This is a genomic window from Bradyrhizobium sp. USDA 4538 (assembly GCF_024171045.1).
Lineage (GTDB): Bacteria > Pseudomonadota > Alphaproteobacteria > Rhizobiales > Xanthobacteraceae > Bradyrhizobium > Bradyrhizobium australafricanum.
The window spans coordinates 6,739,451-6,753,726 of sequence record NZ_JALJZE010000001.1 but is presented as its reverse complement, the minus strand read 5'-3'; the positions used below and the strand labels follow the sequence as shown (position 1 = coordinate 6,753,726).

The following is a 14,276-nucleotide window of genomic DNA, read 5'->3' as shown; positions in this document are numbered from 1 at the left end:
ATGTGTCCCTGCTTTCGCAGGGACGACGCCGTGGAGAAAGCCTCGCCCGTCACGACGATTTCCTGATCTTGAAGCTCGCGAGATAATCGTCGGGCTTGGCCGGATCGAAGCTCTTGCCCATCACCGAGAACGACTTGTACGAGGTGGCGGGTGGCGCGAGGCCCATCTCGGCCATCACCTTCTTGGTATCGGTGGCGAGATAGACCTGCTCGGCGACCGCCTTGTAGTCGACGTCGCCCTTGATCTGGCCCCAGCGCTTCATCTGCGTCAGCATCCACACCGCAAAGGACTGCCAGGGGAACGGATCGAAATCGACGCGCTTCGGATCGGTTTTCACGCCACCGAGCCCGTCGGCATAGGTGCCGGTCAGCACCTGCTCCAGCACCGTCACCGGCGCGTTGATGTAGTTGGCCGGCGCAATCGCTTCCGCGATCTGCTTGCGGTTCTCGGCCTTCGCCGCGTAGCCGGTGGCATCCACGATCGCGCGGGTCAGCGCCGCGAAGGAATTCGGCGCCGTCGTGATGAACTCGCGGCTGGCGGCAAAGCTGCAGCAGGGATGGCCGTCCCAGATCTCCTTGGAGAGGATGTGCAGGAAGCCGACCCCGTCATAGATCGCGCGCTGGCAGATATTGTCGGGCGCGAGGAAACCGTCGATGTTGTCGGCGCGCAGATTGGCGACCATCTCAGGCGGCGGCACCGAGCGAAGCTGCACGTCGGTATCCGGATCGAGCCCGTGCTCGGCGAGGTAATAGCGCAGCAGGTAATTGTGCATGGAGTAGTCGAACGGAATGGCGAACTTCATGCCCTTCCAGTCCTTCGGATCGCGCCTGTCCTTGTGCTTCATCGCCAGCGTGATGCCTTGCCCGTTGATGTTCTCGATCGCAGGGACCGTGAACGGGATGGCGTTGGCGCCAAGGCCGAGCGAGATCGCGATCGGCATCGGCGCCAGCATGTGGGCGGCGTCGTATTCCTTGTTGATGGTCTTGTCGCGAATGACCGCCCAGCCGGCGGTCTTCACCACCTCGACGTTGAGGCCCTGCTTGGCATAGAAGCCGAGCGGCGCCGCCATGATGATCGGGGTCGCGCAGGTGATCGGGATGAAGCCGACCTTGAGGTCCTTCTTCTCCGGCGGTCCGGCGTCGGCGAACGCCTCTGTCGCCGTCTTCAGCGGGAAGAGCTGTGACAGCGCGGCGAGCGCCGTCGCGGCGCCAACCGATTTCAGGAAAGCGCGGCGCGCGACATCCTGCGGAAACACCGCCCGCATCACCGCCGACGCGACGATGCCTTCGTAACGCTTCTGTTCGCTGAGGTCGGCGACCGGCTCGCAGCGCAACGTGCGCGCGGCCTGCTCATGCTCGGCGGCTGAGCGATGCCAGCCGCAGGCGCAACCCGATCGCGTGAGCACGCGGTCGGCGTCGAAGGGATCATCTGACATGGACATACTGCGCCCCATTGTCGCACCGAAACGCGGAGAACTCCGCGATCCGGTTCATTGATCGGCGTCCGGCCGCGTTTTGCGCCGCCGGACACCAACAAACATGCAGGTTCTATGCCGCCTTGCCGGTGACGACGGCCGCGGTCGGCAAGCCCTCGTCGATCGGCAGCGACGGGTCGCGCGACCACTCGTTCCAGGAGCCGAAGTACATCCGCACGTCCTTCACGCCGGCGTTCTTCAGCGCCAGGAAGGTGTTCGAGGCGCGTGCGCCCTTGAAGCAGTAGAGATAGACCGGCGTGGTCTGCGAGATGCCGACGGTGGCGCACTCCGCCAGGATCTCGTCCTTCGACTTGAAACGCGGGCCCTCGGCGGTCGGCTTCATCATGCGGTACCATTCCAGCCACACCGCACCGGGGATGCGGCCCTTGCGCGGGCAGAAATCCTTGCCGTAGGGCGAGGAGCTTTCGCCGATCCACTCGTCGACGTCGCGCACGTCGAGGATCGCAACACCGGGCTTGCCGACCGCCGCCAGCATCGCCTTGGCGTCGATCATGATATCGCCGGCCTCCGGTACGATCGCAAAGGAGGCCTTCGCCGGCACCGCCACGTCGGTGGTCACCGGCAGGTCGGCCGCCTTCCAGGCATCGAAGCCGCCATGCAGCACCTTGATCCTGGGATAGCCCAGCATCGTGAGCAGGTAGTAGCCGCGGCAGGACTGGCCGAAGCCGGAATTCATCGACTGCTCGTAGATCACCGCGGTCTCCTTGCCGGAGAGACCGGCGGCACCGAACGCGTCGGCGAATTTTGTCTTGAGCTCGTGGATGCCTTCCGGCGTCGAGGTCGCGAGGAAGGTGAAGATGTCATGCACATTGACGGCACCGGGCAAATGGCCGGCCGCATAGGCATCCGGATTTCGCGTGTCGATGATGACACACGGGTCTTTCTTGACGAGCTCGGCAAGTTCGCCGGCGGTGATCAGAACGTCCGTCATGGCAGCCTCTCCTGTCTGTGGTTGCAGTTGTGGTGGTCCCGAACTTGTTTGAGCATGATCTCCGCGCAAACGCGTTCCGCGTTTGTCGCGAGGGAAAACCGGTTTCCACTTTTCCGGATCATGCTTCAGCCGTCCGCCAGCATCTTGCGCAGCTGCTTGGTGGCGGGCGTGACGATGGCGACAAAATAGGCCTCGCGCAGCCTGCGCTGGGCGCGGTGGCTCATCAGGTAGCCGCGCGCGCCGCAATGGAGCATCGCGGCATGTGCGAATGCGACGCTGGCATCGCCGATCCGCAGTCGCAGTGCGACGACGCGGCGCCAGTAACTGTCATCGGCATTGTAGGGATCGCTTGCCAGCGCCATTGCCTCCTTCTCGAACTCGGCATGGAGCTCGCGGAATTGCAGCGGCTGTTGCGGCAGATAGCGGTTGACGTGTCCGAGCGGCGCATGGACCTCATCCATGATATTGATGCAATCCTTCATCAGCCCAAGACCCATGCCGGCCTGCAACAGGATGAAGCCGGCGCGGATTTTCTTGACGAACGGCGCAGCCGGCTCGGCCAGGATCAGTTCGTCCGGCACGAACACGTCGCGAAACTGGACGCCATAGGTACCGGTGCCGTCCATCGCCAGGAACGGCTTGCAGGGCGTCAGCGTGATCGCGGGATCGGAGCAGTCGGCGAGGAACATCACGGTGCTGCCCGGCTCGCCGCTTGCGATGCCGCCCGGCTCGCCGCCTGCGGTGCCGCCCGGCTCGCCCTTGGCGCCCTCGTCCTCGCGCTCGAAGATCGTGCCGAAGTAATGGCCGGGACCGAGATTCGACACCCAGGGCAGCGCGCCGCGGACGATGTAGCCGCCCTCGACCTTGCGGCCCTTCAGCTTCAGCCGCTCGATGCCGAAGAAGCTCTTCATCGGGTTGGAAAGCCCGGTGCCGCCGAGCGCGCGCCCGCGGGCAAAGCAGTCACCGAAGCGCGCGGCGAGCTTCATGTTGGTGGAATTGGCGACGTACCAGACCAGCGTGTTCTGGCACCACGCCATGAAGGCGGTGGCGCCGCAGACCTCGCCGAGCGCGGCCATCGACTGGATGGCCCAGCGCAGGTCGGCAGGCCCCTCCTGCGGCACATGGCTGCTCCAAACGCCGACCTTGCCGAGCCGGCGCAGGAATTCGCCGGGATAGACCGAGCCGGCATCGATCGCGGCTGCGATCGGCGCCAGCTCCTGACGGGCAAGGCGGGCAACCTCGTCCGCAATGGTCGGTGCGGGATCTTGAGCTGCGACCCGCGATAAAGCCAGTGAACCCATGGATGATCTCCGCACCTTGAATTGCCGGTCGGGCGTTTACGCGCTGACCTCGAGATTGACGGGACGGGTGAAGGTGTTGGCGACCGGCGACCACTTCTTCACATGCGCCACCAGCGCGTCGATCTCGGCCTGCGAGACCCCCTCGCACTCCATGTCGACCTTGACGCGGACGTCGGTGAAGCCGACCGGCTTCTCGCTGACGTCGCCGGTGCCCCACACCGCGGTGATATTGAGATCGCCCTCGAGCTCGAGCTCGAGCTTGTTGACGATCCAGCCGCGATGCACAGCGTTGGCGTGCAGGCCGACCGCAAGGCAGGAGCCGAGCGCGGCGAGCGAGGCCTCGGAGGGATTGGGCGCGGTGTCGTCGCCGAGCAGGCCCGGCGGCTCGTCGACGATGTAGGGCGCGAGGTTGCGGATGTAGTTGGCGTGACGGAACTTGCCCTCGGCCACCGTCTTGCACTTCAAGGTCTTGATCACCTTCGGGTTGGCCTTGCCATTGGCAATCAGCTGCTCGAGCCCGCCTTTGTCGATCGGCGCGAGGCAGCCGGTCAGTGCGGTTTTCTGGGCGACAGCGGTCATCAGTTTTCTCCCTGGGAGCGATGGAATTGGTCAGGATACCGAACGGTCTGTTTCCTGCACGAAGCGTGCCAGTCCTGCCGCAAATCAAAAGCCGAAATCCCGCAGGCGCTTAGGCGGACCTGCCTGCGGATTGATCAGCGCGCGGCTGCTCAAACGCGGTGCATCTGCGGCGCCGCCGCGATTATTTTGAGCGCAGGACGGCGCACATGCCCGCCCCCGTGAAGATGCGGCTTGATGATTTCGGCGCGCTCCGATTTACTGCCGCGCATGGCCAAATCGCTTGCGAAGAAAAAATCTGCCGCCGCGTTCACCGCCGGCGACGATGAATCGGCGCGCGGGCGCCTGCTGAACGCCGCAACCCATCTGTTCTGCAAGAACGGCATCAACGCCACCGGCATCGATGCGATCATCGACGAGGCCGGAACCGCGAAGACCACGCTCTACAAGCTGTTCGGCTCGAAGACCAACCTCGTGCATGCGGTGCTGGAGAGCGAAGGCCGCCAGTGGCGCGAATGGTTCATCGGCGCGATCGAGGCCGGCGGCGGCGATCCGCAGACCAAGCTGTCGCGGATCTTCCCTGCCCTGAAGACCTGGTTCGCCGAGGAGCGCTTCTACGGCTGCCCCTTCATCAACGCGGTCGCCGAGCACGACAAGGACGCCAAGCAGTTCCGCAACATCGCGCTGAAGCACAAGAAGGTGGTGCTGGCGCATATCGAGAAGCTCGCCGGCGAGATGGGCGCGGCCGAGCCGGCCGTGCTCGCGCACCAGCTCGCGCTTCTGATCGACGGCGCCATCGTCGCGGCCATGGTGTCGTGTGATCCGACCGTCGCCGACACCGCGGGCCTTGCCGCGAGCAATCTGTTCGCGCCCGCCAAGGCGAAGAAGCCGAAGCGCGCCGGCGGCGCGGCGGAACAACAGCTCCTCGCCGTGTAACGCAACGGCCGCCGCAATCCGCGGCAGTCCTGCCCTTCTCACATATCGTAGTCTGCCGACGCGGCGTCCGCGCTGTTTCGGCGCGTCCGCCACCCTGGCAAGGCCGGCATTGGCGCAGACTTCATCCTTCTCGCCGCCGGCCGAACCGATCGTCGCAACCTCCGGCGTCGGTATTTCTGCGGCGCGATCGCCCGCCGGGTTTACCTGCCGTCAATCACGCCGCGCGATCGGCGCCGGCCTTAAACGCCTGTTAGGTCGGGCCGGGTCAGTTGCGCGGTGAAAGTACGAGGCAAGAACAATGCAGTCCGAAAAAGGACGATACAGCCAGCCGCGCTGGGGCGTGACGCGCTGGCTCGCCGACGCCGGACCGGGCGTACCTGACGACATCCGCGCGGCGCTGATCGGGGATCTCTACGGCTCGCTGCCGGTGTTTGCGGCTGGCGCGGTCAATACGGTCGCAGTCGCAGCCGTGATCGCGATCCGCGAGCCGACCGCGCTGTTCATCACCTGGGTCGTCCTCGAACTCGTCATCTGCCTCTCGCGCCTCGCCGTGCTCGTGGTTGCGCATCGCGCCGCGCGCGAGCAGCGGCCGACCCCGACCGATCTGCATCTCGTGCTTGCAGTCGCCTGGAGCGCCAGCGTCGGCTTCGGCATCCTGATCAGCCTCGCAAGCGGCGACTGGGTGGTTGCGCTGCTGGCTTCGCTATCGGCGGCGGCGATGGTCGGCGGCATCTGCTTCCGAAATTTCAGCGCCCCGCGCCTTGCCGGCACCATGATCCTGCTCAGCCTCGGCCCGATCGTTCCGGGCGCGGCCCTTGCCGGCGAGCCGCTGCTCTTCATCGTCGTCATGCAGGTGCCGCTGTATCTCACGGCGATGACGGTGGCAGCCTTCCGCCTCAACAAGATGCTGATCGCCACGATGCGCGCCGAGCGCGAGAACGGCCATCTTGCCCATCACGACACCCTGACCGGCCTGCGCAATCGCGCCGGCTTCGTCGCGGCGCTGAACGCAAAGCTGGCGGCCCCCGCCGAGAATGGCGGGCCCTTTGCGCTGCTGTTCTTCGACCTCGACAATTTCAAGCCGGTCAACGACACCTATGGCCACGCCGCCGGCGATCAGGTGCTGATGCTGACCGCGGAGCGGCTGCGGCGTGCGCTGCCCGAAACCGCGGTAATCGCACGGCTCGGCGGCGACGAGTTCGTGGTGCTGGTCAACGGCGTCACGGCGGAACAGGCGCTCACGGCCGGCCAGCGCATCATCCAGACCGTCACGATGCCCTATCAGCTCGCGGGCGGCATCTCGGCCGAGGTCGGTGTCAGCGTCGGCATCGCGGTGTCGCCTGAGCACGGCACCGAGGCCGAACAGCTGCTGGCGTCCGCCGACGCCGCGCTGTACGAGGCGAAATCCGAAGGCAAGGCGCGGTGCCGGATGGCTTCCGTCGCGACCAATGTCGCCGCGCTGCGCCGCCTCACGCAGCACGGCCACGCGCCCGCCACCGATCGCAGCGCCGCCTGAGGCGCGGCGCTCGCCGTTACAGGTCGAAATTGGTCGGCAGCATCACGACGTCGCGGATGGTCATGCCGCGCGGCCGGGTCAGCATGAACATCACGACCTCGGCGACTTCGCTGGCCTCCAGCAGGCTTCCGGCCGCCTTGGCCTCCGCAAGCTTCTCGGGCGGCCAGTCCGCCAGCAGCGCGCTGATCACGGGTCCTGGCGAGATCGAGCCGACACGGATGCCGTGCTTGAACACCTGGCGCCGCACCGTCTGCACGAAGCAGTTGACCGCCCATTTCGACGACGCATAGACCGGCTCCCACGGCGTCGGGAAATGCGCGGCGAGCGAGCTCGTCACGATGATGTCGCCGGTGCCGCGCGTGATCATGTGCGGCAGCACGTCGTGCACGTTCTTCATCACGACGTTGACGTTGAGGTTCAGCATCCGGTCGATCGCAATCGTATCCGCATCGACGAGGTCGCCGCCGACATAAATGCCGGCATTGGCGTGCAGGATGTCGAGCTGGCCGGTCTTCTCGAGCACCTTGGGCAGCAAGGTTGCACACTGCGCGGGATCGAGCAGGTCGATCACCAGCGGGACCACCGCATCGCCGTGCTTGCGGGCGAGCGCTTGCAGCGCGGTGGCATCGCGGTCGACCATCACCACGCGCGCGCCCGCGGCCAGCATCGCCTCGCTGCTCGCCAGTCCAATCCCCGACGCCGCCCCGGTCACGGCCGCCACCTTGCCTTCCAACACTTTCGCCATCGGTCCACCCTGCTGAGATCACCACGACAGTCGCCGCAGTATAGCAATCCCGGACGGCATGTCGGTAACCGAGGATGGGGGAACGCGGCCTCCGCGGCTGACATCGTGCGAAAATTTCAGATGGTAGCGACTGCACACAAGTCCCAAAGCACCGCTGTGGAATGCTGCGCGCCGACATGCCCGTCAGAGGCTGCCAAACGGCCAACAAGAAGAAGCGGAGGACTACAATGACAAGGAACCGTTCGCCCCGGCTATCGCGCCGTCATCTCATCAAGGGCGCCGCGGCCACGTCAGCCGCGCTGCTGCTCGGCAGGCCCGCGATCGCCAGAGGCAAGACGGAGGGCAAGACCGAGATCGTCATCGGCAACATCGACGCCTATTCGGGACCGGCCGCGGTCTATTCGTCGATCGGCCGCACCCCCGGCGGCTATTTCAAGATGATCAACGAGCAAGGCGGCATCAACGGCCGCATGATCAAGTACATCACCTATGACGATGCCTACAGCCCGGCCAAGACCGTCGAGCAGGCGCGCAAGCTGGTCGAAGGCGACGAGATCGACGTGCTGTTTGCGCCGCTCGGCGCGCCGACCAATGCGGCGATCATGAAGTACATGAACCAGAAGAAGGTCCCGCACCTCTTCATTGCCTCGGGCGCGACCAAGTTCGGCGACTACAAGAATTTCCCCTACACCATGGGTTTCCAGCCCTGCTACCAGATCGAGGGCCGCGCCTTCGCGCAGCATGTGCTGTCGACACAGAACGATCCCAAAATCGGCATCGTCTACCAGAACGACGATTTCGGCCGCGACGTGCTGAAGGGCTTCAAGGACGGACTTGGCGCCAGGACGTCCGCAATCGTGGCGGAGCTGTCCTATGAGACCGCCGACCCGACCATCGACAGCCAGGTGGTCCGCTGCAAATCCGCCGGCGCCAACGTGTTCATGAGCATGACCACGCCGAAATTCGCCGCCCAAGGCATCAAGAAGATCGCCGAGCTCGGCTGGCAGCCGGCACATTACATCGGCAACAACGCCTCCTCCGCCGGCTCGACGCTGAAAGCCGCGGGCTTCGACGTCTCCAAGGGAATCATTTCGAGCGCCTACCTGAAGGATCCCGTCGACGCCGCCTGGGACAGCGATCCCGCCATCCAGAAATGGCGCGCGTTCCTCGACAAATATGATCCGGCCGCCGCCAAGAACGACATCTACGCGGTCACCGGCTATCTCACCAGCCAGATCCTGGTCCAGGTGCTCAAGCAGTGCGGCGACGACGTCTCGTCCGAAAGCATCATCAAGCAGGCGGCCAACCTGAAGGATTTCGAATCCGACATGCTGCTGCCCGGCATCCGGATCAACACCTCGCCATCAGACCATTATCCGCTCGAGCAGTTGCAACTGGTGCGCTTCAGCGGCGAGCGCTACGAGCCGATGGGACCGGTGATCGACGGCGGCATCTCGAAGGCTTGATCGTCCGGGGCGTGCACCGCCGACGCAAAATGCGCCCGTAGGCTTTGTCGAAACCGCGCGCCCGACCCGGGACAAGGACGACAATAAGACATCAACTACGGATTGTAGGCAATCGTTTCAGGCGCTGCGACGCAACAGGCGGGCTTGCCTGCCTGACGTATCCAACCGACGGATTCTGAGGTAGCGTGTAGCGACCTCGAACGTGGCGAGCCATCATGCTCACGCTCTATTCCTATCCGCCGCTGTTCGGCGTCGCCGACAACAATGGCTATGGTCTGAAGGTGTTCGCTTTTCTGAAGCTCGCCGGCGTACCGTTCCGGCACGAACATATTTTCGATGCATCGAAGGCACCGCGCAAGCAATTGCCCTATGTCGTCGACGGCGACGACACTGTCGGCGACAGCGAGACCATCCTCGCCTATGTCACCGGAAAATATGACGTGACGCTGGATGCCGCGCTGACGCCGGCGCAGCGCACGACCAACCTCCTCGTCACGCGGACGCTCGACGATCTCTACTGGGTGATGTCCTATTCGCGCTGGCAGGACGCGCGCTATTGGCCCCAATTCCGCGACGCGCTCAAGCGCGAGCATCCAGCCCTCACCGACGACGGCTTGATGAAGGCCAAGGAGTTCAACGCGCAGCGCTATTATTACCAGGGCATCGGCCGCTTCGAGCCCGACGCCGCGATGGCCCGCGGCCTCGCCGATCTCGCCGCACTGGCGAGCCTGATCCCGAGCCAAGGCTATGTGCATGGCGACAGGCCGACGACTATCGACGCCGGCATCTATGGCTTCGTGGCCAATATCTACTTCTACGACATCGAGACGCCGTTGAAGCAATTCGTGGTCTCGCACGACGCCCTGGTACAACATTGCTGCGCCATCCACGCGGCAGTGAGTACGTGAGCCCGGGCGAACTCAACCTCTAACTCGATAGTTACCTTCGCGGCGGTGAGCGAACAGGCCGTTGCTCCGTCCACGGCGCAGGTGGAAATATCTGCGCTGGCGTGTCGCAGCCGGCCTCTCGCCAATAGATCGATTTCGGGGGTAGTATCCCGTCCTTGCGCTAACTGCGGAGCCGGTCATGGCTTCAAAACTGTCTTCGGGCATTATCGCGTTAGTCCTCGTTGGAGCAGCAGTGCTTTTGGTTGCAGGTCCGCCACCTGCATGGGGCCTGCTGTTGCTCGGCGCCTTCGCACTGGCGGCGCTCTATATTTTTGCGAGAATGAGGTCGCGCTACGATCCGCTCGATCCACGCTTCGGTAGCTGCATCCCTCCGATTTCCAAGCCGAAGGGCGGCGGCAATGAATCCACCACCTGAGCGCCGTCCAGCATCGATCAGATGCGGATCGCGCGAAGACGTCCTGATGGCCTAGAGCCGAGATGCAAAGCACGTCGGCTGCAATTCGCTAATGCCCGGTACGGAGATTCAGCTTCGCGTTCGATCTGGAATTTTGTGCAGTTTGTTTCAGACGACACTCCATTTTCAGCACCAGGAGATTGATCAAATGCAGACGCCCACGCCAAACCCCCGAGGAGCAGAGTTCTGGAACAGCACCATGGGGCACTCATGGGTTTCGCAGCAAGCCGTGATCAGCGAAGTCTTCACGTCGGTCACCAACGTCAGCCTGGGTGCCGCGGCGGCAAAGCCGGGTGAGCGTGTCATCGATATCGGATGCGGCACCGGTGACACAGTGTTGGCGTTCGCCAAGGCTGTTGGTCCGTCGGGTGCTGTGGTGGGTGTCGATATCTCGGTCCCGATGCTGGATCTGGCCAAGCATCGTGTCGCCGAGGCGGGATTTGGCAACGTGACCTGTGCGCTGGCCGACGCAACGATCTACGGCTTCGAACCGCGCTGGGCGGATCTGATGTATTCGCGTTTTGGCCTGATGTTCTTCGATGACCCGGTCAAGGCCTTCACCAACATCCGCGGCGGCATGAAAGCGGGCGGGCGGCTGGTGTTCGTCTGTTTTCGCACCATGCCGGAGTCGCCGTGGTTTCGCGTACCCATCGAGGCGGCCCGACCGCACGTGCCGCCACAGCCGCCGCTCGATCCATTGGCGCCCGGGATGTTTTCGTTCGCGCGCGAGGATCGCGTTCGCGGTATCCTGACCGAGGCCGGGTTTCACGAGATTGCGCTCAAGGCCACCGACGTACCGATCCATGGCGGCGACATCGCGCAAAGCATGGCCTTCATCACGCAGGCCGGCCCGCTGCCTGCGCTGCTCGAGAATGCCACGGACGATCAACGTCATCGCGCCATGGAAGCGGTACGCAACGCGCTCGCCGCAAGCCTCGGAGCTGATGGCCGCGACCTGCATGTGGGTCTGTGGCTCGTGTCGGCACTAGCCTAGCGAGATGCTGCCTTCGGGATTGTGACGGCAGAAATCGTGCCATCTGCGGCGCACCAACACGGTGTCGTCCTGGCGAAGGCCAGGGGACCCATTACCCCAAATCTCAATTGTTGCGCGACGCTGCGGCCTCGATCCCTTTCACAATCCAATGCGGTGGTTGATGGTGTGGACGGCCCCCTACGGCATCAGTGTGCCAGAATGAGGTTGTCTAGATCTCATACAAGGGAGCCGTCCGTGAACCAGATTATCCGCATTGGGATTGATACGTCGAAGTATATTTTTGTGCTGCATGGGGTTGATGCGGCGGAGCAGGTGGTGCTGCGCAAGAAGCTGTCGCGCAAACAAGTGCTGGAGTTCTTCGCCAAATTGCCGCCGACTGTGATCGGGATGGAGGCCTGCGGGGCTTCGCAACATTGGGCGCGTCAGCTTTCCAAGCTCGGTCACGAGGTGAAGCTGATGGCACCGCAATTGGTCAAACCCTACGTGATGCGGAACAAGAATGACGGGCGGGATGCAGAAGGCCTGTGTGAAGCGATGAGCCGGCCGAGCATGCGCTTCGTGCCGGTGAAGACGGCCGAGCAGCAGGCCGCGCTGATGCTGATGGGTGTCCGCGACGGATTGATCGTCCGGCGCACCCAGCTGACCAATACGATACGCGGCCACGCGGCGGAGTATGGCCTGATCGCCCCCAAGGGACTGGACGCGATCGAACCACTGCTGGTGCGGATTGCGCAGGACGAGACGCTTCCGGTTCTGGCGCGCGAGCTGTTTGTGGTGCTGGGCCGGGAGCGCGTCAGGCTCGAGGGTGAGTTGGAGGCGGTTGAGGCCAAGCTGATGGCCTGGCACCGCGCCGATGCCACGGGCCGGCGCTTGGCTCAGATCCCCTCGGTCGGTCCGATCGTTGCAACCGCGCTGGTGATGAAGACACCTGATCCGCGCACGTTCCGTTCTGGTCGTCATTTTGCGGCCTGGCTGGGATTGACACCCAAGGACCACTCCACCGCTGGCAAGACCAGGCTTGGCAAGATCACGCGGGCTGGCGATGAGAACTTGCGCCGTCTGCTGGTGGTCGGGGCCACAGCGGTGATCCAGCAGGCCAGGCGGGGACGCGGTCATCACTCGCGCTGGCTGCTGGCCCTGATCAAGCGCAAGCCGCCGAAGCTTGCGGCCGTGGCGCTCGCCAACAAAGTGGCCCGTATCGCCTGGAAGCTGATGGCAACGGGCGAGAGTTACGAGGCGGCACGGATGAATCCCATGACAGCCGCCGCCTAATCGATTAGCCGGCGGGCTCGCTCGCCGGCCGACCGGAGCTGCAAGAGCAGATGGAGCGATCGATCGAGCAACGATGCGAGACAGTCCGCAGGACCCATCGGCCGCCAACAGGCCGCGTGGTTGTTTGGAACTCGCATCGCGCAAACCATCTTGGCCAGCGATCCATTCGATCGCACCCAACAGGCCGGACATATGGATGCAAGCGATCCGATCTCACCAAACAGCTCTTGTGCCACGGGGGCCGTCCACATATGGGTCCTGGCTTTCGCCAGGACGACGTGTGGAAAGAGTCGCTTACTCGAATCCCGTTCTTGCTCCGCGGACAGAGCAATTGCGTAAGCTACCGCTCCTGCCGCAGCCCCGCCTCCAGCCGGGCGAGCTCGGCGTCGAGGTCGCGCTCGACATCGGCCACCCGCATGTCGACCACCCGATAGTCGCGCGCCTCGAGCCAGGCTCTGCGCTTGGCACGGTCGGCACCGATGGCCTCGCTCTCGTTCGGGTTGACCAGCTCGATTGCAAGCCGGTGCACGAAGGAGACGAAGTCGGGGATGTGGCGGCCGACCGGGGTCTGGCGCTTGAACTGGCCGGCGAAGCGGCGGTCCCGCGTCAGCGCCTGCCACAGGGTCCGTTCGGCGTCGGTCGGGTTGCGGCGGAGCAGCCGGGCGAGCCCGCGCACGGTGCTGCTGCTGTCGGCGGTCGCGCCGCCCTGCCCCTGCTCGGCAAGCAGCGCCCGCAAGCGCGTCGCCTGGGCGCCGTCGAGCACGCCGCCCTTGGCCGGGCCCTTGCGGCCCTCGGCGATCGCCATCACCACGCCGTGCAGCGTGTGCATGTCCTGCTTGGTCGGATCCATCCTCGTGAAGATGTTGCGCAGGTTTACCAGCATGGTGTCGCGCTTCTCCGCCGGCCGCAGGAACTCGACCTTGTCGAGCTCGGCGACGAGATTGTCGAAGAACGCCTGCATCTGGTGCTGGGAGGCCGGCTCGGACCGCTCGGGCATCGCGAACGGCAGCGCGCCCGCGGTCGAGAGCTTGAACCACTCGTAGCCCATCAACAGCACCGCCTGCGCCAGATTGAGCGAGGCGAAGCCCGGATTGACCGGGAAGGTGATGATGCGGTTGGCGAGCGCGACCTCCTCATTGGTCAGGCCGGCGCGCTCGCGCCCGAACAGAATGCCGGCGCCGCCGCCGGATGCGACATGATCGACGATCTCACTCGCCGCGCCTTCCGGCCCGACCACCGGCTTGGCCTGGTCGTGGGCCCGGGCGGTGGTCGCAAACACCAGCGTGAGATCGGCGATCGCCTGCTCGACGGTGTCGAACAGCTCGACGGAACCGATGATGTGGTCAGCACCGGCGGCCGCGCGCTGGGCGGCAATGTTCGGCCAGCCGTCGCGCGGGTTGACGATGCGCATCCTCGACAGCGCGAAGTTGCCCATCGCGCGCGCGGCCATGCCGATGTTCTCGCCAAGCTGCGGTTCGACCAGGATGACGACGGGACCGGCAAGGTCGTGCCCTGCCTTGGTCTTGTCGGTGCCGGACATCTCACTTCACTTTCTGATTCAACGTCTGAAGATTTTGAATCAGCTTCCGAGGAGGCTGATTCAAAATCTCATGCAGGGGCCCAAGACCGCACCGACCAGCTTTGCACCGGTTTTGCGCGAGACCATTTTCTCCAAGGGGATA

General features: G+C 64.5%; 13 protein-coding genes. 7 read left to right on the top strand and 6 right to left on the bottom strand.

Features of this window, described 5'->3' with window-relative positions; all coding sequences use genetic code 11:
- Positions 1-49: 49 nt before the first annotated feature.
- The 4 genes from J2R78_RS30690 to J2R78_RS30675 form a co-directional block, all read right to left on the bottom strand.
- Positions 50-1,441 carry a CmpA/NrtA family ABC transporter substrate-binding protein gene (locus tag J2R78_RS30690; RefSeq protein WP_253607932.1) on the bottom strand — a complete coding sequence of 464 codons (1,392 nt, stop codon included), beginning with the start codon at positions 1,439-1,441 and terminating at the stop codon, positions 50-52.
- A gap of 106 nt (positions 1,442-1,547) precedes the next feature.
- Positions 1,548-2,426, bottom strand: a complete 879-nt coding sequence (locus tag J2R78_RS30685) for a sulfurtransferase (protein WP_253607931.1) — start codon at positions 2,424-2,426, stop codon at positions 1,548-1,550.
- A gap of 125 nt (positions 2,427-2,551) precedes the next feature.
- On the bottom strand, positions 2,552-3,727 hold the full coding sequence (locus J2R78_RS30680) for an acyl-CoA dehydrogenase family protein (protein ID WP_253607930.1): 1,176 nt from the start codon (positions 3,725-3,727) through the stop codon (positions 2,552-2,554).
- A 36-nt stretch (positions 3,728-3,763) separates the two neighbouring features.
- Positions 3,764-4,306, bottom strand: coding sequence for an OsmC family protein (locus tag J2R78_RS30675; RefSeq protein WP_225164216.1), 543 nt, complete (start codon positions 4,304-4,306; stop codon positions 3,764-3,766).
- Positions 4,307-4,573: 267 nt separating this feature from the next.
- On the opposite strand from J2R78_RS30675, the gene J2R78_RS30670 reads away from it, so the two are divergent.
- Both J2R78_RS30670 and J2R78_RS30665 read left to right on the top strand, forming a co-directional pair.
- Positions 4,574-5,239, top strand: a complete 666-nt coding sequence (locus J2R78_RS30670) for a TetR/AcrR family transcriptional regulator (protein ID WP_253607929.1) — start codon at positions 4,574-4,576, stop codon at positions 5,237-5,239.
- A gap of 298 nt (positions 5,240-5,537) precedes the next feature.
- Complete coding sequence (locus J2R78_RS30665; RefSeq protein WP_253607928.1) at positions 5,538-6,755, top strand: GGDEF domain-containing protein; 1,218 nt, start codon at positions 5,538-5,540, stop codon at positions 6,753-6,755.
- A 16-nt stretch (positions 6,756-6,771) separates the two neighbouring features.
- Here the strand turns inward: J2R78_RS30665 and J2R78_RS30660 are convergent, their stop codons facing one another.
- The gene (locus J2R78_RS30660) at positions 6,772-7,500 is read right to left on the bottom strand and encodes an SDR family oxidoreductase (protein ID WP_253607927.1); all 729 of its coding nucleotides are present in this window, start codon (positions 7,498-7,500) and stop codon (positions 6,772-6,774) included.
- A gap of 227 nt (positions 7,501-7,727) precedes the next feature.
- Between J2R78_RS30660 and J2R78_RS30655 the strand changes: the two genes are divergently transcribed.
- From J2R78_RS30655 to J2R78_RS30635, 5 genes are all read left to right on the top strand, one after another.
- A complete protein-coding gene (locus J2R78_RS30655; RefSeq protein WP_253607926.1) occupies positions 7,728-8,966 on the top strand; it encodes an ABC transporter substrate-binding protein in 1,239 nt (412 codons plus the stop codon).
- A 215-nt stretch (positions 8,967-9,181) separates the two neighbouring features.
- Positions 9,182-9,874 (top strand): glutathione S-transferase C-terminal domain-containing protein, encoded by a 693-nt coding sequence (locus tag J2R78_RS30650; RefSeq protein WP_253607925.1) that lies wholly within the window; start codon positions 9,182-9,184, stop codon positions 9,872-9,874.
- A gap of 178 nt (positions 9,875-10,052) precedes the next feature.
- Positions 10,053-10,289 (top strand): hypothetical protein, encoded by a 237-nt coding sequence (locus J2R78_RS30645; RefSeq protein WP_253607924.1) that lies wholly within the window; start codon positions 10,053-10,055, stop codon positions 10,287-10,289.
- A gap of 187 nt (positions 10,290-10,476) precedes the next feature.
- Entirely contained in the window at positions 10,477-11,322 is an 846-nt protein-coding gene (locus J2R78_RS30640; RefSeq protein WP_253607923.1) for a class I SAM-dependent methyltransferase, read from the top strand.
- A gap of 234 nt (positions 11,323-11,556) precedes the next feature.
- Positions 11,557-12,594: an IS110 family transposase gene (locus J2R78_RS30635; RefSeq protein WP_253605065.1), complete on the top strand. Its 1,038-nt coding sequence runs from the start codon at positions 11,557-11,559 to the stop codon at positions 12,592-12,594.
- A gap of 340 nt (positions 12,595-12,934) precedes the next feature.
- Here the strand turns inward: J2R78_RS30635 and J2R78_RS30630 are convergent, their stop codons facing one another.
- Positions 12,935-14,134, bottom strand: a complete 1,200-nt coding sequence (locus tag J2R78_RS30630; protein ID WP_253607922.1) for a TrmJ/YjtD family RNA methyltransferase — start codon at positions 14,132-14,134, stop codon at positions 12,935-12,937.
- Positions 14,135-14,276: the final 142 nt, after the last annotated feature.

What these genes read in the sequence shown, in the direction of transcription:
- J2R78_RS30690 (WP_253607932.1), bottom strand. Translation starts at nt 1,441, where the DNA reads ATGTCCATGTCAGATGATCCCTTCGACGCCGACCGCGTGCTCACGCGA.
- J2R78_RS30685 (WP_253607931.1), bottom strand. Translation starts at nt 2,426, where the DNA reads ATGACGGACGTTCTGATCACCGCCGGCGAACTTGCCGAGCTCGTCAAG.
- J2R78_RS30680 (WP_253607930.1), bottom strand. Translation starts at nt 3,727, where the DNA reads ATGGGTTCACTGGCTTTATCGCGGGTCGCAGCTCAAGATCCCGCACCG.
- J2R78_RS30675 (WP_225164216.1), bottom strand. Translation starts at nt 4,306, where the DNA reads ATGACCGCTGTCGCCCAGAAAACCGCACTGACCGGCTGCCTCGCGCCG.
- J2R78_RS30670 (WP_253607929.1), top strand. Translation starts at nt 4,574, where the DNA reads ATGGCCAAATCGCTTGCGAAGAAAAAATCTGCCGCCGCGTTCACCGCC.
- J2R78_RS30665 (WP_253607928.1), top strand. Translation starts at nt 5,538, where the DNA reads ATGCAGTCCGAAAAAGGACGATACAGCCAGCCGCGCTGGGGCGTGACG.
- J2R78_RS30660 (WP_253607927.1), bottom strand. Translation starts at nt 7,500, where the DNA reads ATGGCGAAAGTGTTGGAAGGCAAGGTGGCGGCCGTGACCGGGGCGGCG.
- J2R78_RS30655 (WP_253607926.1), top strand. Translation starts at nt 7,728, where the DNA reads ATGACAAGGAACCGTTCGCCCCGGCTATCGCGCCGTCATCTCATCAAG.
- J2R78_RS30650 (WP_253607925.1), top strand. Translation starts at nt 9,182, where the DNA reads ATGCTCACGCTCTATTCCTATCCGCCGCTGTTCGGCGTCGCCGACAAC.
- J2R78_RS30645 (WP_253607924.1), top strand. Translation starts at nt 10,053, where the DNA reads ATGGCTTCAAAACTGTCTTCGGGCATTATCGCGTTAGTCCTCGTTGGA.
- J2R78_RS30640 (WP_253607923.1), top strand. Translation starts at nt 10,477, where the DNA reads ATGCAGACGCCCACGCCAAACCCCCGAGGAGCAGAGTTCTGGAACAGC.
- J2R78_RS30630 (WP_253607922.1), bottom strand. Translation starts at nt 14,134, where the DNA reads ATGTCCGGCACCGACAAGACCAAGGCAGGGCACGACCTTGCCGGTCCC.